The 24,699-nt window shown below is 36.3% G+C and carries 23 protein-coding genes and 1 other annotated feature; of the genes, 19 read left to right on the plus strand and 4 right to left on the minus strand.

What is annotated here, in order from left to right; genetic code table 11:
- Positions 1–143: 143 nt before the first annotated feature.
- From ACQKFG_RS11160 to ACQKFG_RS11215, 12 genes are all read left to right on the plus strand, one after another.
- Positions 144–2,030, plus strand: a complete 1,887-nt coding sequence (locus tag ACQKFG_RS11160; RefSeq protein WP_427558847.1) for a B12-binding domain-containing radical SAM protein — start codon at positions 144–146, stop codon at positions 2,028–2,030.
- 24 nt (positions 2,031–2,054) lie between these two features.
- Positions 2,055–3,020 (plus strand): multinuclear nonheme iron-dependent oxidase, encoded by a 966-nt coding sequence (locus ACQKFG_RS11165; protein ID WP_192206255.1) that lies wholly within the window; start codon positions 2,055–2,057, stop codon positions 3,018–3,020.
- Entirely contained in the window at positions 3,005–3,799 is a 795-nt protein-coding gene (locus ACQKFG_RS11170) for a hypothetical protein (RefSeq protein WP_192206254.1), read from the plus strand. Before ACQKFG_RS11165 ends, ACQKFG_RS11170 begins: the two co-directional genes overlap by 16 nt.
- Positions 3,789–5,030, plus strand: coding sequence for a UPF0489 family protein (locus tag ACQKFG_RS11175; RefSeq protein ID WP_427558852.1), 1,242 nt, complete (start codon positions 3,789–3,791; stop codon positions 5,028–5,030). Before ACQKFG_RS11170 ends, ACQKFG_RS11175 begins: the two co-directional genes overlap by 11 nt.
- Positions 5,020–6,096: a metallopeptidase TldD-related protein gene (locus ACQKFG_RS11180; RefSeq protein WP_427558855.1), complete on the plus strand. Its 1,077-nt coding sequence runs from the start codon at positions 5,020–5,022 to the stop codon at positions 6,094–6,096. Before ACQKFG_RS11175 ends, ACQKFG_RS11180 begins: the two co-directional genes overlap by 11 nt.
- A 13-nt stretch (positions 6,097–6,109) precedes the next feature.
- Positions 6,110–6,805 (plus strand): cupin-like domain-containing protein, encoded by a 696-nt coding sequence (locus ACQKFG_RS11185; RefSeq protein ID WP_427558858.1) that lies wholly within the window; start codon positions 6,110–6,112, stop codon positions 6,803–6,805.
- 327 nt (positions 6,806–7,132) lie between these two features.
- Positions 7,133–7,366 carry a hypothetical protein gene (locus ACQKFG_RS11190; RefSeq protein WP_427558861.1) on the plus strand — a complete coding sequence of 78 codons (234 nt, stop codon included), beginning with the start codon at positions 7,133–7,135 and terminating at the stop codon, positions 7,364–7,366.
- 268 nt (positions 7,367–7,634) lie between these two features.
- Positions 7,635–7,871 (plus strand) — a binding site (T-box leader).
- Between the two features lie 59 nt (positions 7,872–7,930).
- On the plus strand, positions 7,931–9,280 hold the full coding sequence (locus tag ACQKFG_RS11195) for an amino acid permease (RefSeq protein ID WP_192206248.1): 1,350 nt from the start codon (positions 7,931–7,933) through the stop codon (positions 9,278–9,280).
- 229 nt (positions 9,281–9,509) lie between these two features.
- Positions 9,510–10,166 carry a phosphatase PAP2 family protein gene (locus tag ACQKFG_RS11200; protein WP_427558863.1) on the plus strand — a complete coding sequence of 219 codons (657 nt, stop codon included), beginning with the start codon at positions 9,510–9,512 and terminating at the stop codon, positions 10,164–10,166.
- Between the two features lie 149 nt (positions 10,167–10,315).
- Positions 10,316–11,521: a hypothetical protein gene (locus ACQKFG_RS11205; RefSeq protein WP_427558866.1), complete on the plus strand. Its 1,206-nt coding sequence runs from the start codon at positions 10,316–10,318 to the stop codon at positions 11,519–11,521.
- Between the two features lie 178 nt (positions 11,522–11,699).
- Positions 11,700–12,029 (plus strand): PadR family transcriptional regulator, encoded by a 330-nt coding sequence (locus ACQKFG_RS11210; RefSeq protein WP_349727703.1) that lies wholly within the window; start codon positions 11,700–11,702, stop codon positions 12,027–12,029.
- A gap of 2 nt (positions 12,030–12,031) precedes the next feature.
- Positions 12,032–12,793 (plus strand): HAAS domain-containing protein, encoded by a 762-nt coding sequence (locus ACQKFG_RS11215; RefSeq protein ID WP_427558869.1) that lies wholly within the window; start codon positions 12,032–12,034, stop codon positions 12,791–12,793.
- An 85-nt stretch (positions 12,794–12,878) separates the two neighbouring features.
- On the opposite strand, the gene ACQKFG_RS11220 is transcribed toward ACQKFG_RS11215, so the two are convergent.
- The 3 genes from ACQKFG_RS11220 to ACQKFG_RS11230 form a co-directional block, all read right to left on the minus strand.
- Positions 12,879–14,267: an L-cystine transporter gene (locus tag ACQKFG_RS11220; protein ID WP_427558872.1), complete on the minus strand. Its 1,389-nt coding sequence runs from the start codon at positions 14,265–14,267 to the stop codon at positions 12,879–12,881.
- 232 nt (positions 14,268–14,499) lie between these two features.
- Positions 14,500–15,645: a DUF4179 domain-containing protein gene (locus ACQKFG_RS11225; RefSeq protein ID WP_427558875.1), complete on the minus strand. Its 1,146-nt coding sequence runs from the start codon at positions 15,643–15,645 to the stop codon at positions 14,500–14,502.
- Positions 15,642–16,208: a sigma-70 family RNA polymerase sigma factor gene (locus tag ACQKFG_RS11230; protein WP_427558878.1), complete on the minus strand. Its 567-nt coding sequence runs from the start codon at positions 16,206–16,208 to the stop codon at positions 15,642–15,644. Before ACQKFG_RS11230 ends, ACQKFG_RS11225 begins: the two co-directional genes overlap by 4 nt.
- Positions 16,209–16,629: 421 nt before the next feature.
- Between ACQKFG_RS11230 and ACQKFG_RS11235 the strand changes: the two genes are divergently transcribed.
- Genes ACQKFG_RS11235 through ACQKFG_RS11255 form a run of 5 tightly spaced genes read left to right on the plus strand, consistent with a single transcriptional unit; the run spans position 16,630 to position 20,793 of the window.
- Positions 16,630–17,088 (plus strand): VOC family protein, encoded by a 459-nt coding sequence (locus ACQKFG_RS11235; protein ID WP_427558880.1) that lies wholly within the window; start codon positions 16,630–16,632, stop codon positions 17,086–17,088.
- Positions 17,089–17,135: 47 nt separating this feature from the next.
- Positions 17,136–17,888 carry an SDR family NAD(P)-dependent oxidoreductase gene (locus ACQKFG_RS11240; protein ID WP_427558883.1) on the plus strand — a complete coding sequence of 251 codons (753 nt, stop codon included), beginning with the start codon at positions 17,136–17,138 and terminating at the stop codon, positions 17,886–17,888.
- A gap of 14 nt (positions 17,889–17,902) precedes the next feature.
- Positions 17,903–18,943 (plus strand): TRAP transporter substrate-binding protein, encoded by a 1,041-nt coding sequence (locus tag ACQKFG_RS11245; RefSeq protein ID WP_427558886.1) that lies wholly within the window; start codon positions 17,903–17,905, stop codon positions 18,941–18,943.
- 47 nt (positions 18,944–18,990) lie between these two features.
- Positions 18,991–19,479, plus strand: coding sequence for a TRAP transporter small permease (locus tag ACQKFG_RS11250; protein ID WP_427558888.1), 489 nt, complete (start codon positions 18,991–18,993; stop codon positions 19,477–19,479).
- Between the two features lie 15 nt (positions 19,480–19,494).
- Positions 19,495–20,793 carry a TRAP transporter large permease gene (locus tag ACQKFG_RS11255; RefSeq protein ID WP_427558891.1) on the plus strand — a complete coding sequence of 433 codons (1,299 nt, stop codon included), beginning with the start codon at positions 19,495–19,497 and terminating at the stop codon, positions 20,791–20,793.
- Between the two features lie 65 nt (positions 20,794–20,858).
- On the opposite strand, the gene ACQKFG_RS11260 is transcribed toward ACQKFG_RS11255, so the two are convergent.
- Positions 20,859–22,529, minus strand: a complete 1,671-nt coding sequence (locus tag ACQKFG_RS11260; RefSeq protein ID WP_427558894.1) for a sigma-54 interaction domain-containing protein — start codon at positions 22,527–22,529, stop codon at positions 20,859–20,861.
- A 183-nt stretch (positions 22,530–22,712) separates the two neighbouring features.
- Here ACQKFG_RS11260 and ACQKFG_RS11265 point away from each other — a divergent pair, with 183 nt between their 5' ends.
- Both ACQKFG_RS11265 and ACQKFG_RS11270 read left to right on the plus strand, forming a co-directional pair.
- Positions 22,713–23,696 carry a thiamine pyrophosphate-dependent dehydrogenase E1 component subunit alpha gene (locus ACQKFG_RS11265; protein ID WP_427558897.1) on the plus strand — a complete coding sequence of 328 codons (984 nt, stop codon included), beginning with the start codon at positions 22,713–22,715 and terminating at the stop codon, positions 23,694–23,696.
- A gap of 19 nt (positions 23,697–23,715) precedes the next feature.
- Entirely contained in the window at positions 23,716–24,696 is a 981-nt protein-coding gene (locus tag ACQKFG_RS11270) for an alpha-ketoacid dehydrogenase subunit beta (RefSeq protein WP_427558900.1), read from the plus strand.
- Positions 24,697–24,699: the final 3 nt, after the last annotated feature.

The following is a 24,699-nucleotide window of genomic DNA, read 5'->3' on the forward strand; positions in this document are numbered from 1 at the left end:
GCATTCCATGCATTCCGTTTCAGTACAGTGTCGGACGCAGAAAAATAAGTAAGATCCTAAATCCATAATGGTGATTCAAAGAGAGTGTTAGCTTTTAAAAAACTAGCACTCTCTTTGGATAAATTAAAGGAGAATTTCTTTAGATGGAAAATTCAGATGCTATGATAGTTTTTCCTCCTCTAACTGAAGCCAGGCTCTTTCCATATCTAAGTTTACCTATGATTACTAGTTTTTTGAGGAACAAGGGAATGAGTGTAAGTCAAATTGATTTAAATATTGAATTATGCCATACCCTCTTTAGTGAAGATTGTTTAGGTGAATATGTGAGCATCAATGAAAACGGAAGTAAAGACTTAAAATTGATATATAAAGTCGAAATGGCTAAATACTTATTCAAAGAACAAAAGCAACTTTACAATAATGTATTTATTGAGAAAAGATCTTCTGATTCATTGAAGTATGACGTTCGGTTGGTGAGACAAGGCATAGAACTATTACTAGTGAATTCGTTTTTAAAGCTTGAGATTACCTCATTGGAGGAAATCCTTGAATTGGTAAGGAATTTTAGTTGGAAAAAAAGTGATATTGCAACAAAGGTTTTATACGAAAATATCAAAGAAAAAATTCTTAACGATAAGCCCAAAATCTTCGCGATTTCTATTGCCTATTATAGCCAAATATTACCTTCCCTTTTAATATGCAAGTGGATTAGAGAACTTTCCCCTAATACTCACATTATTCTTGGTGGACAACAAATCATGATTCGTCAATCATCTTTCTTAAGCCTAAATGGATTAAATCAATTTGTGGATTCATTAGGAATATCAGCAGGTGAAGAAACATTATTCATGTTAGACAGGTATTTGAAAAACGATTGCCAAATCGGGATGGTGCCGGATATTGTTTGGCTTAATGAGAAGAATGTTGAAAATATCCCATCTAAGTCTGCATATAGGATCACCGACGCCTTACCACCTGACTTTTCTGATTTACCGTACAAAAACTATTTAGATGAAGAAGTGCATATGTCTTTGATTACATGTGTGGGGTGTTACTGGGGACGATGTACTTTTTGTTCATATGGTAATAGATCCAGAAAAGAAAAAAGTTATCAGCAGAAAACGGCAAGGCAAGTAGCAAACGAGTGCGAGGATATCATTAACAATTACGGGGTTAATAGAATTAATTTCATAGATGAGAATACTAATTTGAGGCTTGTCGTCAATGCAGTCAAGATCCTTAAATCCAGAGGATATGAAATTAAATTCAGTACACGAAACCGTCTTGAGAATGTGTTGTTAGACGCTGAATTTTGTTTTGAGCTAAGTAATTTAGGCTGTATTTTAATGTCTGTTGGCTATGAAACCAATTCTCAAAGGATTTTGGATTCCTTGGATAAGGGAGTGCAATCTAGTAATTATCAACAGATAATAGATAATTTACATAATGCCAACATTACGCTGCGAATGTCTATAATTGGTGGCTTACCTGGTGAAACCGAGGATGAAATTAAATGTTCTGAGGAATTTTTACTTAAAAATCAAGATAAGATTGGCATCGACGTCATGCAAATGCTCGTTTTAGAACCAGGTACCTATATTTATGAAGATACAAATAATCCTGATATCCATATTCAATCAAGCAAGAATCTAAGAGGAAACAAATTACTCAATTATGGGATGGGTAGAATGGGAGCTACATTTCAATACTCTGACGGAAAAACGTTTGAAGAAAAGCTGAATAGATTCTTGCAATTGCACAAAAATGTCAACCCCCAAAAGAATGATGAGCTACCTCCTGATAAATACAAAACGGTAGGACAGGATATCACTTCAAATACCTTATTGATAAACCCATGGACAAAAATCATTAAGCTAGATAGGACGTATATCATGGATTTTGTATGGCAAAGAATTTTCTTAGTGCCAGAATCCATAGAAGTATTCGGAAACACACTGATAATTAGCAAGGCTGACGATAAAAAGTACCTTGAGTATTTTGTCGAAAAAGGTGTGATTAACCTTAAATAAAATAACTTATGGGAGGAATGACAAATGAGCACAGTCTATCAGAAAATAAAATTTCCGAATGTAAAGGAAAAACTGGGGCTTGGTTTAGGCATGGATTTACCTTGGGGGGAAGATATAGGTTTTTCCAGCAAAGGGGACCATGACGACATCACGCCTAAGATGAAAGGTTTTTTTCAGAATTATAAAGACGAGTTTAATTATATTTTCTTTGCTTTTCAACCGAAAAATAGAAGTGTGTTAAAAGCCGAGGACTACTTTGAAGCCTATGATAGATTATTTGAAGCCAATCCACATCTAAAGGCGAGAGCATTCCATCAAACGATTTTAAATATGGGGGCTACCGAATATTACAAAAAAACAGAAATCATAGAATTCACAAATAAGATTATAGAAAGATACGACATAAGATGGATTGTAGAAGATCTTGGCCTGTGGTCAATAAAAGGGAAAACCGTCCCTTTCCCTTTACCACCATATATGACACCAGCAGGATTGGAAGCTTGTATTAAGAACATCAACGAATACCAATCTGAACTGGCTGTTCCAGTTTCAGTTGAATTTCCTGGATTCACTGAAGGTACTAACTTCTTTATTGGGGAAATAAATGGATTTGATTATTTCAGAACATTGGTCGAAGAGACAAACTCCCCTATCACTATAGATATTGGTCATATCCTTAGTTATCAATGGTTGTTAGGGAATACAAATGAAAAGATGTTCAATGGTTTAGAAAAATTGCCTTTTGAGAACTGTTTTGAATTGCATCTTTCAGGTTGCCAAATTATTAAAGGGAAATTCAGAGATTTGCATCATGGAGTTTTAATGGATGAACAAATTCAGCTTTTAGATTACTTGCTTCCTTTATGCCCTAATTTAAAAGCCATTACATATGAAGACCCTAAATATACAGATGAAGGAATATTAATTCCGAAGTCACAGAAAAATTATCAAAGAATGAAGGAGGCAGTTGAAAAATGGCAAATGATTTAAAACCAAAGAATTATTCACTAGACGAGTTACTTTACAATTTATTATATGATTACCAATATAGAAATAACTTTTTAAATGATGAGTTTAATGAACTGAATTTATCAGCTGATAATTTAAATCACATAAAAACAATAGATAAAGAAGAGCTTGTAGCAACGGCTACAACAATTGTAAGAAATTTAATGAGCGGAAATATTGAACATAAAGGTGGTTTAAGAACTTCTTTTCCCGGTGTTTTTCAAGCTTTAGAAACCCTTGAAACCGATATAACGCTGTTAATGCATAAGTTCCTGGCGTCCAAACATTTCGAGTGCTACATGGAATTGCCCTATGCAGGGGAGGGGACTTGTATCGAGGAAGCGTTTTACAATTATTTGTCTGAAAACGAAGAATTTATCCTTGCGGCTGATAATAATCATTTACTATTAAAACACGAATTTTTAAATGCCATTTTATCTATACTAACAGTCAATAAACACCCATTTTTCAGAATAGATAGTGACCTGGTTAAAAATAATGGTCACATTTACTATGCGTACCAAACATACTCCAAAGAAATATCCGAGGCACTAAGTGGAAAAAAAGTAGCTAGTGATTCCGAAAAGGTTATATGGCTATATGCAGCGACCGAAAAAAATTTAATTAGGGGCCCTATTCATCCAAGTGTATTAGAAATGGTAGAAATAGGAGGTTCAAGGGAAATAAACCGCCAACAAAAGTTCAATCAGGACCAGATAGACTGGATTCTAAACTTAGGATTAATCAAGAATGATGGATAAAATATATGTATATGAGGAACATAGTGAAGTATTTTCATATTGGGTCAATGAAATTCCCAGGAATAGTACCTTGGTTTATTTTGATCAACACTTAGATTTAAAGTTCATAGAAAATTCAAAAATGAAAAGAATCAGTCAGTTCATTAAGGACGGTCTGTGTATTGATGAATTGAAAAAAGATATTCCTTGTAGGGAAGATGGAAGATATTCTTATGGGATTGATGACTTTTTGTACGCCGCAATACAAGAGGGCCTTTTTCGGAAAATAATATGGGTATATCCTCGTATGTTAGGAGAAAAAGGGTTTAGTGAATTACTTTGGGAGCTATTATCCCTTGTACCCAACCATGGAAAAGAATTCATATCAAGCTTTAGAAACGGAAAAAATTCTGCTTCTGTACAATTGAATAATATTGAGTTACATGTCACAACGATGGACTATCTAGGAGAATTCATAATTAATGAGCAGGTTATTGTGGATATCGATTTGGATTATTTTTATGATCCCAAGACTAATGATTTATCGAATGATATAGACGAAACCTTACATGTATTGAACAATCTAGGCCTCTTTAATCAAGTGAAAACAATGTCTTATTCTATCAAAAGTGGGTTTCTTCCTGAAAGTTTTAGGTGGATAGGGAAATATATAGCAGGTCAAATGGGGAGGGAGATTGTATATTCCAAGGAAGATAAGCTTTCTCCGAAGGTAACGATGGAGAAAATTTCATCGAATAAAAAATTGAGTCTAGCAGAAATAGACGAATTAAACTTTGAATTGAGACCATTAGGAGCAATAGGTTGGAAATTGAAATCGATTCTCTATACCCAGTCTGGTGAAATTGAACTTGCTAAGAATTGCTATCAAAAAGCTACTAAAAAAGGTGATGATTCATATTGGGCTGCCTATGTTTTAGGCATTCACTTTTTCAAGGATAGGAATTATGAAGAGGCTTTAAATTGGTTTAATAAAACTGGAAATATAGTCGATACCATCGAGGCACATGGCCTAATATTACGTTTAATTTGTTGCCTTCGTTTGGAGCTGTATCAAAAAGGATATGATTTATCAAAAGAGTGCATCGAATTATTACCTATGAGAATAGAGGGTTATATATTGGGTGAAGCATTCGCAGCAAAACTAGGAATGAAATTAATGGATTTTGATGGCAAGATCCATGACGATCCTTCGCAATTAGTAATTAGTCGGGCTGCGAAACATGAACAATGAATATTTAATATCATATGATTCAACCGTTGAAGGGGTTGTTTCACCAAGGTGTGATGATAATGAAAAGAATAAGTTTCTTCAAGAAGAACTAAATCATTGTTTAAAATTCATTGAACGTGATAGCTATGATCACTCAAGATATTGGAAGTCTTTTAAAATTCGTATTGGATTAAGCAGTTATGAATTAAAGTATTCCATCCTTATAAGGATCTTAATAGAGACTTCAACATCTATTATTCCAGTATTATGGCAAACAAGAACTAATAAGTCACCATGTACTGAATTAATGGATCATTTTGATGTTATTTTAGCGGAAGTAGAAGCTGCTTTATATGGTCAGCAACTTGAACGCAAGATTGAAACACAAATTGTGCTTGAACCATGGACTGGATCTCATTATGTACACGAATGTTTTGGGCATACTTTAGAAGCAGATAATTACCTAGAGTATTTAAAGCCAAATGGAATAACGATGGGATACAAATGGTCGGAATATAAAATCAACGTATTCGATGACCCGACCATTCCTGGGCAAAATGGCAGTTATTTATTGGATGCGGAACAGAATGAAACATTTAGGACTCACTTAATAAAGGATGGGATAACCGTAGGTTTGATGCATAACGCAAAAACTTGTAAGCTCCTAGGCTTACAATCTTCATGTAATGCAAGAAGCGTTGGCATATCTTCGCTTGCAATGCCCAGAATGTCAACAACTTATTTGGATTCTGGCAATATGGAAGTACAGGAGATAATTTCAGGAATCGACAACGGTGTATATTGCAGAGGTTCCTGGGGTGGGGGATCACTTGGTTTGAATTTTGTAATCCGGCCATCATATGGTTTGGTCATTAAAAATGGGAAAATAACCAATAAAATACTTAGAAGATTTGATATTAAAGGAAACAAACTTGATTCAGCTAAAGCTATTAGGTCCCTTAGCAATGAACTGCATTTCTTTAATCCGGTTTTCGGCTGTAATAAGAATGGTGAAAATAATCTTAGCGTCACCCAAGGTTCACCTCATATTCATTTTGAAAATCTAACACTTTATCCCGTACTTTGAAAGGATGAGCGAATTGATAGATAAGATACACTATAAACAATTATCACTAACGAATTTTGAAGAAAATTATGCGGGTAAAAAGCCACTGATAATAACAGGATTAGTAGATTTATGGCCTTCTAAGGACTGGGATACAGACTATCTACAGTCTACTTATGGAGAAAGGGAAATCATCATAAGGAAATCAGGATACGATAAAGAAAAAAAATTTTACAAATCAAAACTTGGTAAATTCATCGGTATTTTAAATGATAACCCCGAAAAATTGTATTGTGACTGGCCCTTTTCCATCATGGGAAATGAAGATTTAGAGAGTTATTTTGAAACTCCATCTCTATTCGACCATAATACAATCAGGACCAAAAATAACAAGAAATTAAAATGGATTTTCCTAGGTTCGGTTGGAACAGGAACCCCAATACACCAGGATTTTGAGAAATCACATAATTGGAATGCAGTTGTATTTGGCCAAAAAAAATGGATTTTTTTCAGCCCTGATGATACTGAATATGTGAAAGAATGTAAGCATGATTTATTCGATTTGGATTTAAAGGAGGATCCAAATCTCAAATATTCCAAGCCCTACATTGTGGAACAGTTTTCTGGAGAATTAATGTACACCCCTAAAAATTGGTGGCATGCCGTGCGAAATATCGAAACCTCTTTCTCAGTTAGTGAGAATTTTTGGTATAAAGATGAAAAGGAATAATCCTTTATTCCTTTTAAGTGTACAGGTTAAAAACTCGTATTTACTAAATTTAGCGGCTTACAAACATTCTGTAGATTTTAGTGATGCCGCCGTATCTAATGAAATCGGGAAATCAGCCATAGGGCTGTTTTTCTTTTTACCCTCTGAATCCTTGTTGCCCTTAGTGAGCCTTCGCCAGCTTTTCTTCAAAAAACCTCCATACGAATTTATCAATTCCGTCATTACTTAAGAAAGGACGTTTGCCGGAGAATAGTCAATCTCACTTTGAAAAGATGGATATAAATGATAGAATTAACACTTATTGTTAATTGAAGAGGGTGGTATTTCATGGATCAAGACACAAAAGTGATTCAAGAATTGCAGGAATTGAAGCAAAAAGTCGGTCATCTTGAAGACTTATTAACGCAGCAACAGAATAAAAAGGAAAAAGCAGGACCATTTCGAATCTTTCTGGACGCAGTAGTCTCATTGTTATTTGGATTATTTGTTGTAGGACCGGTTATAGTGATTGTCGTTGGGGTCCTGATGGTGGCGGCATCATGGTTAGGGAGGGAGTTTTAAACGTTTAGGAGAGCCTGCCACGGTTTTTCTTTGATGGGAAAGGGGACCGTATGAAACAAATTTTATTGAACTTATATACGGTTAGGGTATAGTACTTGCATCAACTTTATTCCAATTAGTATTCTACTGATTTCATAGTTCTGGCTCAAGGAGATTTCCCATGATTTGTTTCTTTGAAAATATTATTCTGAGAAAGTTATTGACAAATTTACTTTGAGTCCGTATAGTATTGGATATTATTAAAAATATTCAGATATAATTTAATTTTTGAAACGCAATGATCAGGAGTAGTAAAAGCACATTATTCGGTAAAGAGAGCTGCGGGTTGGTGCAACGCAGTCCAATGATACTTTGAACTTGCCTGGGAGTGGTAAAGTGAAAGAAAGGAATGATTCCATTCTTTTGTTTTAACGATTGACCTTCGTTACAAGGTTTTAAAGCAGGGCTCTAGAAAAGAGCCAATAAGAGTGGTACCGCGGTAAGCTTAAGGCATATCGTCTCTTTCTTCATTTGATTATGAAGGAAGAGACGATATGCTTTTTTTGATTTTTGGGAGGTAAGGATATGGAAACGGACAAACGGAATTTACAGAGGACAATGACTTCAAGGCATATTACGATGATGGCATTAGGCGGTGCCATCGGGGCAGGTTTATTTAAAGGAAGCAGTTCAGCCATTGATATGGCAGGCCCTTCCGTAATCATTGCGTACTTGATAGGTGGCATCATCCTATTATTCATCATGCAAGGTTTAGCTGAAATGGCGGTCCGCAATAGCGGTGCACGAACATTCAGGGATTTGGTCCAATCGATTTTAGGAAAGTATCCTGCCTATTTCCTGGACTGGATCTATTGGAAAATGTGGGTATTGAATATTGCGGCCGAATCAGTGGTTGCGGCGATTTTCCTTCAATATTGGCTGCCTGGATATCCAATCTGGATACTGGCATTAGCTGTTTCGGTTTTAGTAACTGCGGTTAACTTACTGTCGGTAAAGGTTTTTGCTGAAACGGAGTACTGGCTTGCTTTAATTAAAATTACTGTCATCATTGTGTTCATCATGGCTGGATTATTGTTGCTGCTCGTTACTTTTGGTGATCATACAGCCGTCGGTTTTTCTAACTTGACTGAACATGGCGGTTTCTTTCCGAATGGATCGACCGGTTTGATCACGGCGATGCTGGTGGTAATCTATTCATATGGCGGTACGGAAATCATCGGGGTCACATTAGCTGAAACGAAAAATCCTGAAAAAGTGGTACCAAAAGCCGTTCGCAGTACATTAATCAGGATCATTTCCTTCTATATCATTCCCTTTTTCATCATCGTTAGCTTAATTCCTTGGAACGAAGTAAACGGGGTGCAGGAAAGTCCGTTTGTAATGGTCTTTCAAATGATTGGGATTCCTGGTGCCGACCATATTATGAACGCTGTTGTTCTATTAGCGATCATTTCCTCGATGAACTCCGGGTTATATGGTTCATCCCGCGTTCTATATACACAAGCCGTGGATGGTCGCATTCCGAAAATCTTTTCCCGTTTATCCAAGAAGAAAGTACCTGTTCCCGCAATCTTAATGTGTACTTCCGCTTTATATGGCGGTGTACTGATTTCGTTATTTGCTGGAAGCAAGACATTCGAGTTCCTAATGGGTTCGCTAGGATATACCGTATTATTCATCTGGTTGATCATTGCTTTCGCCCATTTGAAATCAAGAAAACAACAGTCCGGAAAAACAAGTGCCTATTCGGTAAAATGGTTCCCGTATACGACTTGGGCTGCGATCATCGCTTTAATAACGATCCTGATCGGAATCATTTTCACGACATCCATAATCGTTACGATCATTACACTTTGCATCTACATCTTCATTTCATTGACGTTTGTATGGAAAAAACGCCATAACAAAATCTAGAGAATGCGGGGATATCGCTTTTGCCTTCTCGCATATAAGTTTCAGTTTCAAGCCATGGTAGCATGCCATGGCTTTCGTTATGTATTCTTGGTCACATCAAAAGTAAGAGATATCCATTTTACTAGTTCATGGGAATCATTAACTTTAGCAATTAAAGAGTTAATCTAGTGAAAAATGTTGTATAATAATCTTTGGAAAAAAACCAATATATTGAAAGCCGGAGCGAGCCATGAAAAACAAATCCATACTATCCTTTCACCCGTTATATTATCTATTACTTTTGGTGATTACTAGTTCCATCTATTCAATCATCAACCAATCTTCAGGTCATGCTGTCGATGTTACGACTATAATAGATGGGGAGATTCCCTTTATTAAAGAATTTGTCGTGCCTTATTTACTTTGGTATCCGTATATTTATGGATTGCTGATTTACTACTGTTTTGTTGACCGAAAGCACTATTTCGTAGGATTAGGCAGTTTAATATCGGGGAAACTTCTCTGTTTTCTTGTATATTGCCTTTGGCAATCGACAGTCCCGCGTCCAGAAGTAGTGGGGAACGATATCTTTGCCCATTTAATGAGAATCGTCTATAGTCATGATCAACCTGTCAACTGTCTTCCCAGCATTCATGTACTGACTACATTCATCATGATGATCGTCGCCCATAAGCGGAAAGAACAGCATAAATGGGAGTATGCCGGTGTCACTGCATTCGGAACACTGATAATCCTCTCCACGCTATTTACGAAACAGCATGCTGTATTGGATGTACTCGCAGGGATACTTCTTGCATGTGGGGTATATGCAGCTGTCCAGTATATGTTCCAAGCCCTATCGGCTTATCAGGCCAATCATTTCGCAGCGAGGCAAATTAAAAAGTGACCACAGGAAATAGCCACTGTAAGAATATTGGCTCCCATGAGCTAATATGTTACAGTGGCTTTTTGTGTATTAAAAATTTGGATATTTATGTTAAATTATATATGATATGATGTTTTTAATCGAATTGAAACAATGGAGGGAGGAAAAGAATGCCTCATTATCTTAATAGAATTACTGAAGACTTGGTTAAAGCGAAGTTGGAAAATTATTGGCCGGGTTTTGAACTTGCTGCTTATGCATTATATGATAAGAAAAATGTTTATCTTTTCAATCATCCCAAATTCAGTAACGATCTACAATGTACATATCATACTTTAAAGTGGGATGTACGGTTTACTGGCGACACAATTATTTTGTATGAAGAATATCCCACTGCAATTGTTAATATGGATTCGTATGAGCATTATGAAGATTTGTATTCAATAGTGGTTCACGAATTATTTCACGGCTATCAATATATTAAAGATGAAAAACGGTTTCCTGATGAAATGATGGGAATCACTTATCCGTTGTCAAAAGAAAATGTGGAATTGCGAAATCGGGAAAGAACAAATCTTTATCATGCGTTGTTGGAAAATAACGTAATGAAGAAGAAACGATACCTTGATGCTTTCATTGCCCTAAGGGAAAAAAGAGCAGCCAGTATTGAAAAGTACCTAATATATGAAAAGTTGATTGAAACCATTGAGGGACCTGCGTGGTATGTCGAATTAAGGGCTTACTCCGAAAAAAGCCCGCTTGATTACCATTCAGTTTTAAAAAAGTATGCACATCCACTAATAAACAAATTTGAATCTACTTCCAGTATTAGAAGAAGTTGTTATAGTTCCGGTTTGTTTATGTGTTTGTTACTTGAGGAGCTTTCACCAGGCTGGATGGAAAGTTTTTTTGATAGAGAAGAAACATTATATGACCTATTAAAACAGCATACCGGTGACTGTATCGAAGATTCAATAGCTGATGTGAAGGTAAGTACTGAAACAGAGGAAGCAGTTAATTTTGCTTTAGAAAAGAGAAAAAATGAATTTGAAGAATTTTATCAACAAGCAGGAATTCATCTATATATTGAAGGGGAAATAACTGCTGAATCCTTTGACCCGATGAATATCATCTCCTTAGAAGATAGACTTTTACATAAAAGCTTTTTAAAAGTAAGAATCAGCAATCAAGACTTTCTTTTTCAACAACCTGTAATTGCCCATGTTGGTAATGGAATTAAATATATAAATAAATTACATCTGATATTAGGCAATAGCCCCATTGAAAACAGTGATTCGCTTACAATTGATGGTGTTGGGGAAATAAAGGGAAAATATAAGAAACAAGAAAATATCAGGCATTTACTTATTGATTAAAATGGACATAAAAAAATAAGTAGCTCTAATAAATCTTCAAAAAAAGAATAAATCCCACTAAAGGGATAATGAGGAATTAAACACTTGCATTACAAGGTAGTGTAAATGTAAAATAAAGTAAATGTTTTTTGAACTAATACCTTGTTATACAAGACAAAGGGGAGGTGATTCAATATCCATGGCATCAACTCAAATGCTTAAAGGGATTTTGGAAGGTTGTCTGTTAGCGATAATTAAAGAGGGGGAGGTTTACGGGTACGAATTAGCCGAAAAGCTTGGGGGATATGGGTTTGATTCTTTAAGTGAAGGTACCATTTATCCATTATTAATACGCATGCAGAAGGAAAAATTAGTAATTACGACTTTAAAGAAATCAACAGCAGGTCCTAGTCGGAAGTATTACTCTTTATCTGAAAAAGGCGAAAGCGAGCTGGAAGTCTTCATTGACCGGTGGAATAAGCTAAGTTCAAATGTAAATAAAATAGTGAAAAACAAAGGGGGAGTTTAAAGGTGCTTGATGTTAACAAAGCGTTATCCAGGGAAAGTCAACTCTTTTTAGAAGACCTCAGATTATACCTTTTTTCAAGTGGAAAGAAAACGGCTGAAATCGAGGATCTCATCGAAGAGTTAGAGGTCCATCTTTTCGAAGCGGAGAGGAATGAAAAAAGTGTAGAGCATATCATAGGCAGAAGTCCAAAAGAGTACATGAAACTTCTTTCTGATGAAATGTCAGTTGATTTTAAGGGATGGCTGAAATATATAGCGATGATTTTAATCGGGGCATTTTCCTATTGGATTATTACAAAAGCTATAAATGGTGGGATTGGATTTTCAATATTGGAAATCATTGGCTATCCTTTGGCGGCAACCCTTTCAATATTCGGTTATATGTTATCTTTTAGGTATATGGCTAGTCATAAATTATCCAAGGTAAAGCAAGGTGCACTCCTATATGGACTAGGCATAATCTCGATTGCATTATTTGCAGGTTTAATTTTGTTTAGTGAGATTTATGGCACAACGTTTATTGAATTTGAAAACACAGGTAATATTATTGCTGTAATTCTAGCCATTTCAATATTCATCCTCATATCCTTATGGAGCAAATCCTGGGTTTCCATCATCATTCCGATCCTCCTTTTTGCACCTGAAGTTTTATTGAAACAGATCCATTACCAAGGGGACGCTAATTTGATACTGAGCAGTTTAATAACGATGCTGGGTATCCTCCTTTATTGTGGATATACGATCAGGAAAACCAAAAGCAGTTGAAGTGTTTTACCTGCAGGTTCCAATGTATAGGCAAATAAAAAAGCATCAGACTTCCCATGACAGGAAGTCCGATGCTTTTTTTATTTTACATTTCAGCTTCTATTTTCAAAGATGATTCTTCGCTGAACTGTTCCTTATCCAGGTCGCCCGTTATTTTACTGGTCAGAATACCGGAAGTCATGCTTCCGCTGACATTCACAGCCGTTCTTCCCATATCGATCAATGGCTCGACGGAAATCAACAGTCCGGCCAAGGCGATTGGCAAGTTCATTGCAGATAATACCAGGATGGCAGCGAAGGTTGCTCCTCCGCCTACACCTGCAACCCCGAAAGAGCTAATGGCCACGATGGCAATCAACATGGCTATAAATGAAGGGTCCAGCGGGTTGATTCCAACCGTTGGAGCGATCATGACCGCTAACATGGCCGGATAGATTCCGGCACAGCCGTTTTGACCGATCGACAAGCCGAAGGATCCGGCAAAGTTGGCAATACCTTCCGACACCCCTAGTTGTTTCTGTGTTTGGATGTTCAAAGGAAGAGCTCCTGCACTTGTTCTAGAAGTGAAGGCAAACGATAATACCGGGAAAGCTTTTCTTAAATATACGATTGGGTTCAATCCTGCAAGCATCAGCAATAGCAGATGGATGAGGAACATGACAATCAGGGCGACATAAGAGGCTCCCACGAATTTCCCCAGTTTCAGGATGGCATCCAAATCACTCGTAGCTACCGTCTTCGTCATGATCGCCAAGATCCCGTAAGGTGTTAATCGCAGGATCAATGTTACGACACGCATGATGATGCTGTGCAATGTATCTACTATTTTAGAAAAAAATTCAGCATGTTCAGGCTGCTTGCGTTTTACTCCTAAATAGGCAATCCCAAGGAATGCAGCAAAAATGACAACGGAAATGGTTGATGTCGGACGTGCTCCCGTTAAATCAAGGAACGGATTGGACGGAATCAATTCAAGGATTTGCTGTGGCATCGTTTTATCCTGAATCGTACCGTAAGTTTCCGAGATTTGATCCCCGCGGCTTAACTCCGCTTCCCCTTGCTCAATTTGCACGGCTTCCAAATTGAATACAGTTGCCGAGGTGATCCCAACAGCTGCTGCAATCGCCGTCGTCCCAAGCAGGATTCCGATGATCAGCACACTGATCTTTCCAATATTGCTAGTCAGTTTCAATCTTGTGAATGCGGATAAGATCGAAATGAAGACAAGCGGCATGACGATCATTTGCAGGAACTTGACATAGCCCGAACCTACGATGTTAAACCAATCGACCGATTTAACGATCGCTTCTGACTGGGGCTCATAGAAATACTGCAAAAGAAGTCCGAATACAATCCCTAAACCAAGTCCAGTAAAGACCCTTTTTGTAAAGGAAACATGCTTCTTATTCATGTAAAATAAAACGCCTAAAAGAACGAGCATTATGGCAAGATTTAAAAACACATAACCAATCATATATATTCCCCCTAATTCCGATTAACCAAATAAGAATAATAAATATCTGATGACTATGATACATCATCCGTTGATTTTTTACCAGAAGAAAATAATTTATTTTTGACTTTTTAACTAATTCATGTATATATCCTTATTCATGGACTGAATAAGAAGTCACAAAAAAGAGGTATACATGAACCTTTCCCAATCTTGGATAAAGGGTTCAGTATACCTCTTGTAGGTGAAATTGTTATTTTTTTAAATCAATCACGATATCATCCAATACCAACTCTTTGGGAGCAATTCCTGGTTTTGTTGGGAAGGATGTTACCTTTTCTTTCCCGTTTTCTGTTATGGTTACTTCCCCATGGTTCTCCGAAGTGAAATTACGTAATGTTAAATGTGGAGTCGCAATCAGATGCGTAGCGTCTGGATCAATTTTTTTGAAGGTTTTACTCCAGCTCATATTATAAGAACCGAAACCCATTCCTCCGTTGCCTTCACCAGCATACACATTTCCTAAGTCATCTTTAATGGTTAACTCAACATAGACATCATCCCACTTGTTTTTAACCAAGTCGGAAACTTCTTGATTGTAATGAACGACAAATGACATCGGTGATATCGCGATTTTTTCAACGGATACCTTAACTCCATATTGATCTACACTTTTATTGATAACCTTCTCGTTACTTTCGGTTGCCTGTAAAGAGAAGGAAAAGTTCCAATTTCCTTTTATCTCTTTATTCATGTCGGTAATACTAATGCTGTTTATATCCCAGTCTATATTTACCTTATCTTCTTTAAGATCTTCTAAGTTACTAGCCGTTAATAAGCCTACATATTTTTTATCAGCTACTTTTGTAATTCCATCTGACCCTGCTTGGGCTTTCATTTCTTTTATATTCGGGCCGGGAATATAGAGTGATCCGTCACCCAAATCTTCTTCGCTTTCAATAGTATAAGTGATGGTTACTGTTTTTCCATCATAAATGGCGTCATTTATCGTGAAAGTAAGGCCATTGCTTTCTTCGGTAAGGCCAATTTCGGTGGAGTAGGCCTTATAATCTCCATAAAGACCCTTTCCACTATTCTTTGTATCTATTTCATCATAGTGACCAGTTTTCCCATTACTTAAGAAGCTAAAAATATCTCCTATCAAAGGTATGCTTTTAGCAGATGCTGTGAACGAGAATCCAATCGTTGCTGTGGATAATCCGAATATAATGGAAGCAGCGAGAACTTTCTTTTGCCAACCTTTCATTTTTTTCTTCTTGCTTATTGATTTCTTGAGAGTTCTTTTGACTTTAGCTTTTTCTAGTTCAGTAACTTCCATTTCCTCAAATTCAGTTTCGTCTATATCTATATCATTTAATATTTCATAAATATCCTTCATACTGCGCTGCCCCCTAACTTAAGATTCGTAGCTTTTTGACTCAGCTTCTTTTTCCCTCTATAAATTCGATTGTCTATCGAAGCTTTGGTCAACCCGAGTTTTATTGATATATCCTCACTTTTTAAACCTAGAAAGTACTTCATGATAAAAATATCCCGATCTACAGGCTCTAAAAGATCGATTAACTGAAGTAGTTCTTTTCTGTCTTCCAAAATAATCAGTTCGTCTTCTGCAGATTTTTCTGAATCTACTTCGGTATAACTTGACGTATGCTCCATTTTCTTCGTAGCTTTTCTGTAGTAATCAATCGATTTAAACTTAGCAATCGCACAAATCCATTTTCTGAAATCCGTTATATCTCCATGGAATTTTTTCGAATGATTCCAGATTGAAAGGAAAATATCATTGATACATTCTTCAATAATTCCGTCGTTCTTAAGGGGGGAGAGAATTTTATATGTGACCCCCTTAATCAATGGCAAATAGTTATCAACTATAAATTCTAATGCTTCTTCTTCTTGTCGCTGCAGGCGTTGTATAAAATTTTCATCAGTAGACTTCATTTAATAATTCCCCTTATTTTTTTGTAAAAGCTTTTACACCTTATACAACGTATGGAAATAGATTTGTTCTCAAATATATTGAGAGTTTTATAGAAAGTTATGAGTAGGAAAGGTCTATGTTTGGAATGATATGGTATTGAGAGTATCAAATTTATTGAGAATGTGACAATGCAGAACGTTACTTTGCTTTTTAGTACCAACATCAGAAATGGATTTCGTACATACAAGTCTATCGCTAATGAAAAAACTGCAAAATGATTAAAATTCAGCAGTTTTTTCGTGTTATTATTGCATCACTATTGTAAAAACGCATCAAAAAATATATAAGAAAGTGTTTTAATAGTGTTTTATCAATAGAAAAAAGTTGGCACGGATTTTGCATTATGTATAATTTTGAAAACGAATAAAGAGGAGGGTGAAAATGAATAAAGGTAAGATAGTTGGGTTTGTTCATAGCGGAATCACTGTAAAAAACTTAGAAAATGCTCTTGATTTTTATGTGGACACATTAGGCTTTGAACTTTTATCAACTCAAGTTGCGAATAGTGACTATATATTTGATATTGTTGAAATTCCTGGATTAAAAGAGATTAAGATTGCTTTCGTTCAAATTCCCGGAGGTCAAGTCATTGAAATTTTAGAATATGTGGGCATTGATACTTATTCAGGCAGTGCACGACCGTGTGATTATGGAACAGGGCATATTTGTTTACGTGTTGAAAATTTGGAAGAGATGTTTGAAGAATTGAAAGCTATAGGGATTAAATTCAAGTCTAAAAAGGTGGCTACAATTACAGCTGGTGCAAACAAAGGCTCAAAGGCTGTTTATATGTTTGATCCAGATAGCTATATCATTGAGTTAATGGAAAAACGCAACTGAGATGTTAGGTCTTATTTGTAAGCGGATACATAAAGGAGGCAAAAGCAATGAAAGAGTTGAACAATAAAAAGGCCATTGTAACGGGCGCAGCACAAGGTTTAGGTTTAGCGATAGCTGAAGGGCTATGTGAATATGGAGGAAAAGTATGTATCTTGGATATTTCACAGAATTTGAATCAAGTGGTAGAAGATTTGAGACAGAAAGGCTATCAAGTAGAAGGGTTACATGTGGATTTATCTAAGCAAAATCAAATTCTTGATGTTTTTAATCAAGCTATTGAAAAGTTAGATGGAGAATTAGATATTTTAGTCAATAATGCCGGTATTCATAAACCAATGCCAGCGACCGACTTATTGGTGGAAGATTTCCAGCGGGTGATGGATGTCAACGTAACGGCTGTCTTCCAACTATGCAAACTGTCAGGTCAGATTATGAAAAAGAAAGGAAAAGGGAAAATCATCAATATAGCATCCGTATTAGCAACACAAGGAGGTTTTAATGCATCTGCTTATTCCACTAGTAAAGGAGCGGTCGCACAAATGACTAAATCCTTATCAAATGAGTGGGCAAAAGAGGGGATTAATGTGAATGCCATTGCACCGGGCTATTACAATACGGAATTAAATAAGTTCATTCTTGAGGATGAAGAAAGACTTGCATCATTAGTAAGTCGTATTCCTGCAGGTAGGTTTGGCAACCCAGAAGAACTTGCAGGAACCGTACAATTTCTTGCTTCAAGTAAATCAGATTATATTAACGGTGTTATCATTCCGGTTGATGGCGGATTTTTAGGTAGATAAAGGAGGTAATTTTGATGAATTTGAAGGTGAAATCAATCTTTCTATCGTTGGTTGCCATTATGTTGATTCTTTCAGGATGTAACGCCCAGGCAGTAGATGGGACAGTCGGTTCTGACGGCGAAAAAGTAGTGATCAGAATGGCGAATTTAGTAGCAGCCGACAATTTTTTGAATATTGGCTATGAAAAATTCAAAGAGGTTGCTGAAGCAGAAAGTAATGGGCAAATTGAAGTTCAAATTTATAACAGTGGCACTTTAACGACTTCAGAAGATATTGAGTATGAAATGCTTCAAACTGGTGTATTGGATATTGTAACAAATGCAGCGTTCGTAGTAGCGAGCAATGCTCAAATACCTGCCTATAATATTTTTGATGTACCATTCTTATTTTCTAATGAAGATGAAATGTATACGTTAGTAGATGGTAAGTATGGGGATATTTTAAAAAGCAGTCTAGAAGAGAATTCAAATGCTTATTATCTGGGTGCTTTTAGTATCGGTTCATTTGCCATTGCAAATGACAATCATAAGGTACGTAAACCTTCAGACTTAAAGGGATTAAAAATCAGAAGTACAACAACGCCACTTCAATCAGGAACGATAGCAGCAATGGGAGCGAACCCTACACCCATTTCATATGGTGAAATCTTCACTTCTTTGCAGCAAGGAACGATTGATGGTGTGCAGACTACCACACCTTTAATTTACGGTGATAAGTTTTATGAAGTGGCGAATCATTTGACCCTAACAAGACATTTCCCATTGCCACATATCATGATGATGAATAAGGAGTTTTACGATGGCTTAACTGATGAAATGAAGGCGGTTGTCAATAAAGCGGCAGAAGAGCAAATTAAATATGCGAGAGAACTGGCTGTGGAAGCTGAAAAGAATGCGATCATCGGGATGCAAGAAGATGGTGTTGAAGTCGTGGAGTTGACGCCAAAAGAGCTGGAAGCATTCAAAGAAGCTGTTCAGCCAGCTATCGATAATAATATTGATAAAGTCGGTATTGAAAACTATGAAATGGCTCGAAATATTTTGGGGAAAAATTAGTTATCAACTATTAGTAGAACTCAATAATAGAAATTTGAGGTGAGATTATGAATGAAGAGAAAGTGGATTATTCGTTAGAGGGATTATTTTGCGTGTTATTACTGGTCATTATGACGGTACTGATGTTTACAGAAGTTGTGGCAAGATACATTTTTGGTTCATCATTTATCTGGATAGAAGAATTAACGAGATATTTATTTATTTGGCTTACATTTATTAGTGCAGCCTATGTAACGGCTACCCAATCTCATATTAAGGTTGAGGTGGCATTATCCATATTTCCTAAAAAGGCACAGCCAACGATTAAAAAAATCGGACTGCTTATTTGGTTAATATTCTCGATTGTGATTACCTATGTAGGTTTTAACTATTCATTTACAATGTTGGATGTTGGTGGAAATTCACCTTCATTGGGATTGGCGAAAGGGATTGTCTATTTAGGTATTCCAATAGGATATTTACTCATGAGCCTAAGGTTAATCATTCAGTTATTTAAAGAGATTACTAATCCAGATGTTCAAGATATTGAACAGTAGAAAGGGGTGGGCTCGATGGGTACAGTAACATTAATGCTATTTGGTATATTGGTGATTCTCGTTTTATTTAATGTGCCAATTGCAATCGCATTAGCGGCTGCAAGTCTTTTGGTCGTATTAATTGAAGGGTCTGTTCCATTATCATTATTTATTCAGACTTCGTTTAGTTCCATGGATTCATTTCCGTTAATCGCCATCCCATTTTTCATTCTAGCGGGTGATATTATGAGCAGGGGAGGCATGGCAAGAAGGTTAGTAGATTTCATTCAAAGTATTGTTGGATCATTAACGGGGAGCTTAGGCATTATTACAATAATCGCTAGTTTTATATTTGCCGCTATTTCTGGATCTGGAGCGGCTACTGTAGCAAGTATTGGTGCCATTCTTATACCTTATATGTTAAAAAGCGGATACGCACCTGGGTATGCAGCATCTATTTCTGCAAGTGCAGGCGCATTGGGACCGATTGTTCCACCTAGTATTGTCTTCATTCTCTATGCAGTCATGTCGAATACCTCAATAAGCGATCTATTTATTTCAGGTATTGTTCCTGGTATTTTAGTTGCGATTGCATTATTAATAGTTAACTATTTTATTTGTAAAAAAGAAGGTTTCGGTTCTTTAAAAGTTGCTTTAGTGGCAAAAGAAAAGGTAGGATTTTGGAAAGCATTAAATGAAGCGAAGTGGGCCCTGCTAGCACCCATTTTAATATTGGGTGGTATTTACGGGGGGATAGTAACGCCTACTGAAGCAGCGGTTGTTGCCGTTGTCTATAGTTTGATTATCTGTATTTTCTTCTATAAAGAAATAAAATTCAATGATTTTATTGGGATATTTTTGAAATCATCTCATACATCGGGTTCCGTTTTAATCTTTGTAAGTGCTGCATCATTTTTTGGCCAAATATTATCGATTGAGAGAATACCGCAATTTTTAGCTGATACATTAGCAAGTTGGACGACGAATCCATTAATCATTTTACTATTAATTAATATTTTCTTACTTATTGTTGGTATGTTTATGGAAACAGTAGCAGCTGTATTAATTTTTGTGCCATTATTACTTCCAATTGTCATTCCTTTAGGTATTGATCCGATTCATTTTGGTATGATTGTATGTTTGAATTTAAGTTTAGGATTAATTACACCACCATTAGGAATTAATTTGTTCATAGGAAGTAATATCGCTAATGTTCCATTTGAAAGAACGTTTAAATATGTAGCACCCATTTTTGGGGCCTTACTCATTGTCTTGCTGATCATTACTTACGTGCCTTCCATTACGTTATTTCTTCCGAATTTATTAGGAGGTTAAAAAAACGAGAATCGTCTTAATGACGATTCTCGTTTTTTTAGGTGCTCAATGAAGAGGGATGCAAACTATTCGGTTTTATCAATCTTATATTTTTGCATTTTTCTTACTAGCGTTGATTGGTCAACTTTCAATGCGGTTGCTGCTTTTCGAATACTTGGGAAACGATTGATGGCGTTTCTAATGATTTCTGTTTCATAGGCTTCTAATCGATCCTTTAATGGCTCCTGATCTTGACTGTCCGAAGTCGACTCAAAAGGTGCAGGATTTACATTGAATTGTAAACCATCATTAAACTGTAATTCTTTTTGTAAATCATCAATAGTTATTTCGGGATTCACACTCATTAAGGCAATTCTCTCGATTAAATTTTGTAATTCACGTACATTTCCTGGCCAGTCATAATTTATGAAGGCATTTAAAGTATCGTTTGAGAATTTGCGGTTTATTCCATACTTATGGTTAATGGTATGTAAGAAATGATAAATTAGTGGAATAATATCTGCTTTTCTTTCTTTCAAAGAAGGTATTTTAATAGGTATAACATTTAACCGATAATATAAATCTTCTCTAAATTGACCATTAGTTATCATTTTGGATAGATCACGATGTGTTGCCGCAATAATTCGAATATCAACAGGGATTGGTTTTGTTCCCCCTACACGTGTGATTTCATGTTCTTGTAAAACTCGTAATAATTTCACCTGTAATAGGAGTGGCATTTCACCTATCTCATCCAAAAAGATAGTTCCGTGATTACCTGCTTCAAATAACCCCGCTTTTCCTTTTTGGTTGGCACCTGTGAAAGAACCAGATTCATAGCCGAACAATTCCGATTCTAATAATGCTTCTGGTAGCGCCCCACAATTAATTTTGATTAGAGGATAATCTTTTCTAAAACTATGGCGATGGATTAATTCAACGACCTTCTCCTTACCTACCCCTGAGGCACCTTGAATAAGAACTCCGGAATCGATATGAGCGACTCTTAATGCTCGATCTAATACATCTTTCATGATATCTGAATGAGCAATAATGGAAAGTTTTGGATCATTTTGTTCTTTTAATAACTCTAATTCTTCGTGAATTTGCTGGTTTTGTTGTTCTAATTGCTGGATTTCAGATTCAAGCGCATTTAGATGGGTTAAGTCTCTTACATTGTTGACGACTTTCTCGATTTCACCTTTATGATTTCGAATCGGCGCCGCCGATACCAGAACGGTGGCTCCTGTACTGATTTTCTGAATAATGGTGGCCTCTTTATCATCTCTTAAAGCTTTTAAAGAAGCAGAAACATCGATGATTCCTTCATCTTCAAGTTCTTTTAAACTTCTACCAATACAATCTTTTGCGGATAAACCTGTAATTTGTTCATAAGAGGGATTTTGATGAATGATGATTCCATCTTTATCGCTTATAACTATCCCATCAAAAGAGGAATTAATAACCTCATTTAATTCATTTCTTAAATCTTGTAAAGATTCTTTTTCCTTTTTTAATCTCACCAACTCATTCATGGGATTAATTAAAACAACCAATTGATTATTGTTTATAAAAGTTGTAATTTCCGCTGGATAATTGATCAAGCAGAAAGATTCAGCACTTTTCAATGTTGATTCGATAATCGTGTCGAAATAGTAGATATATTTTTTTGCTATTGAATTGGAAAATAATATTTCTCCTTGTTTATTTAAAATAAGGACACCAATGATGTTGATTTTAGATAGGATGTTCTCCATAAATCTACCTCCTTGCATCGTTAATAATTTAAATGATGAAATATTGCATCAATTTAATCGATTATACATCATATTTTAATAGAAAAATAGAAATAATAAGAAAAGTAAGCGTTTTAAAAGTTGGCACGTAACTTGCATTAAAAGTAGTGAGAGTACTTTCTTAAAAATCTAGGAGGTAAGTATATGTCTAAATTAATAGAGAAATCTTCTTTTTCACCAGTTAAGTTGAAAACGATGTTATACGACATGATGGTAATAAGAAGTTTTGAAGAAACAGTTGAAAAATTATTTCAACAAGGAAAGATCCATGGAACGATGCATTTATGTATTGGGCAAGAAGCGACAGCGGTGGGTGCATGTGTACCGTTGACAGACGAAGATAAAATCACAAGTACTCACCGTGGTCATGGCCACAGTATTGCAAAAGGAACAAAAGTCAAAGGAATGATGGCTGAATTACTTGGAAAAGAAACAGGCTATTGTAAAGGGAAGGGAGGGTCGATGCACATTGCTGACTTAGATGTAGGTAATTTAGGTGCGAATGGTATTGTTGCAGCAGGTTTACCTTTAGCGACAGGTGCAGCGTTAACCTCAAAAATGAAAGATTTAGGCTATGTGGTCGTGTGTTTTTTTGGAGATGGTTCGACAAATGAAGGAGCGTTCCATGAATCACTTAACCTAGCGTCAATATGGAACCTACCCGTAGTTTTTTTCTGTGAAAACAATTTATACGGGATGTCTGGATCGATTAAAGAAATGACGAATATTGAAAATATTGCAGACCGAGGCACAGCCTATGGAATCCCTAGCGAGACGATTGATGGAAACGATTTATTAGAAGTTGTGAAAGCAACAGAAAAAGCAGTTGAAAGAGCAAGAAAGGGCGAAGGTCCGACGTTAATTGAAGCCCACACTTATAGATGGAGAGGACATTCACGAAGTGATGCAAGGAAATATAGAACAAGGGACGAAGAAAAAGAATGGAAGAAAACAAGAGATCCCATCGCTTTATTTAAAAAGCAGTTAATTGACGAAAAGGTAATGACAGAAGAAGAATTTATCGAGGTGGATAAAAGAGTTCAAGCTGAAATGGATGAAGCGGTTGAATTTGCTGAGAGTAGTAAGGAGCCAGGCTTAGATACGTTAGTAACAGACATTTATGCATAATAGAAAGGTGATGAATAGTGTGAGAGAAATTACTTATTTAGAAGCGATTAGAGAATCAATGAGTCAAGAAATGCGCAAAGATAATGATGTTTTTATTATGGGAGAAGATATCGGGATTTATGGAGGAGCTTTCGGATTGACTAATGGTATGATCGAGGAATTTGGTCCGGAACGGGTAAGAAATACCCCTATTTCTGAGGCTGCCATTAGTGGATGTGCGGTTGGTGCAGCTATGACAGGAATGAGGCCTATTTTAGAACTTCAGTTTTCCGATTTCATTATGATAGCTACTGATAATATTGTTAACCAAGCTGCGAAAACGCGATATATGTTTGGGGGAAAAGCCAAAGTTCCTGTGGTTATTAGGCTCCCAGGGGGCTCTGGTGCGGGATTTGCTGCACAACATTCACAAAGTTTAGAAGCGTGGATGACACATGTTCCCGGCTTAAAGGTTGTTCAGCCTTCAAATGCCTATGATGCAAAAGGGCTAATGAAGGCAGCGATTAAAGATAATAATCCCGTTTTATTCTATGAGCATAAACTTCTTTACAATACCAAAGGAGACGTGCCAGAAGAAAACTATGAAATCCCATTAGGACAAGCGGATATCAAAAAAGAAGGTACAGATATCACAATCGTAGCGACAGCTATCATGGTTAATCGAGCACTTGAAGCAGCTGAAGAACTTGAAAAAGAGGGGATTAACGTAGAAGTGATTGATCCTCGTACTTTAGTGCCGTTAGATACAGAAACCATTTTAAATTCCGTTAAGAAAACAAGTCGCGTCTTAGTTGTATATGAAGCGGTAAAAAGAGGCGGATACGGTGCGGAAATTGCAAGTATGATTGCGGAAAGTGATGCATTTGATTTCTTGGATGCTCCAATTAGACGCTTAGGTGGTGTTGCTACGCCTATTCCATATAATCCAGAATTAGAAAAAGCTGCAGTTCCACAGGTAAATGACATTGTTCAAGAGTGCAGAAAATTAATGAATAAGTAAGGA

Origin of the sequence: Peribacillus sp. NPDC076916 (genome assembly GCF_050269675.1) — a bacterium.
GTDB lineage: Bacteria > Bacillota > Bacilli > Bacillales > DSM-1321 > Peribacillus > Peribacillus aracenensis.

Excerpts from the sequence above, each read along its gene's own strand:
- ACQKFG_RS11160 (WP_427558847.1), top strand. The coding sequence starts at position 144 with ATGGAAAATTCAGATGCTATGATAGTTTTTCCTCCTCTAACTGAAGCC.
- ACQKFG_RS11165 (WP_192206255.1), top strand. The coding sequence starts at position 2,055 with ATGAGCACAGTCTATCAGAAAATAAAATTTCCGAATGTAAAGGAAAAA.
- ACQKFG_RS11170 (WP_192206254.1), top strand. The coding sequence starts at position 3,005 with ATGGCAAATGATTTAAAACCAAAGAATTATTCACTAGACGAGTTACTT.
- ACQKFG_RS11175 (WP_427558852.1), top strand. The coding sequence starts at position 3,789 with ATGATGGATAAAATATATGTATATGAGGAACATAGTGAAGTATTTTCA.
- ACQKFG_RS11180 (WP_427558855.1), top strand. The coding sequence starts at position 5,020 with ATGAACAATGAATATTTAATATCATATGATTCAACCGTTGAAGGGGTT.
- ACQKFG_RS11190 (WP_427558861.1), top strand. The coding sequence starts at position 7,133 with ATGGATCAAGACACAAAAGTGATTCAAGAATTGCAGGAATTGAAGCAA.
- ACQKFG_RS11195 (WP_192206248.1), top strand. The coding sequence starts at position 7,931 with ATGGAAACGGACAAACGGAATTTACAGAGGACAATGACTTCAAGGCAT.
- ACQKFG_RS11200 (WP_427558863.1), top strand. The coding sequence starts at position 9,510 with ATGAAAAACAAATCCATACTATCCTTTCACCCGTTATATTATCTATTA.
- ACQKFG_RS11205 (WP_427558866.1), top strand. The coding sequence starts at position 10,316 with ATGCCTCATTATCTTAATAGAATTACTGAAGACTTGGTTAAAGCGAAG.
- ACQKFG_RS11210 (WP_349727703.1), top strand. The coding sequence starts at position 11,700 with ATGGCATCAACTCAAATGCTTAAAGGGATTTTGGAAGGTTGTCTGTTA.
- ACQKFG_RS11220 (WP_427558872.1), bottom strand. The coding sequence starts at position 14,267 with ATGATTGGTTATGTGTTTTTAAATCTTGCCATAATGCTCGTTCTTTTA.
- ACQKFG_RS11225 (WP_427558875.1), bottom strand. The coding sequence starts at position 15,645 with ATGAAGGATATTTATGAAATATTAAATGATATAGATATAGACGAAACT.
- ACQKFG_RS11230 (WP_427558878.1), bottom strand. The coding sequence starts at position 16,208 with ATGAAGTCTACTGATGAAAATTTTATACAACGCCTGCAGCGACAAGAA.
- ACQKFG_RS11235 (WP_427558880.1), top strand. The coding sequence starts at position 16,630 with ATGAATAAAGGTAAGATAGTTGGGTTTGTTCATAGCGGAATCACTGTA.
- ACQKFG_RS11240 (WP_427558883.1), top strand. The coding sequence starts at position 17,136 with ATGAAAGAGTTGAACAATAAAAAGGCCATTGTAACGGGCGCAGCACAA.
- ACQKFG_RS11245 (WP_427558886.1), top strand. The coding sequence starts at position 17,903 with ATGAATTTGAAGGTGAAATCAATCTTTCTATCGTTGGTTGCCATTATG.
- ACQKFG_RS11250 (WP_427558888.1), top strand. The coding sequence starts at position 18,991 with ATGAATGAAGAGAAAGTGGATTATTCGTTAGAGGGATTATTTTGCGTG.
- ACQKFG_RS11255 (WP_427558891.1), top strand. The coding sequence starts at position 19,495 with ATGGGTACAGTAACATTAATGCTATTTGGTATATTGGTGATTCTCGTT.
- ACQKFG_RS11260 (WP_427558894.1), bottom strand. The coding sequence starts at position 22,529 with ATGGAGAACATCCTATCTAAAATCAACATCATTGGTGTCCTTATTTTA.
- ACQKFG_RS11265 (WP_427558897.1), top strand. The coding sequence starts at position 22,713 with ATGTCTAAATTAATAGAGAAATCTTCTTTTTCACCAGTTAAGTTGAAA.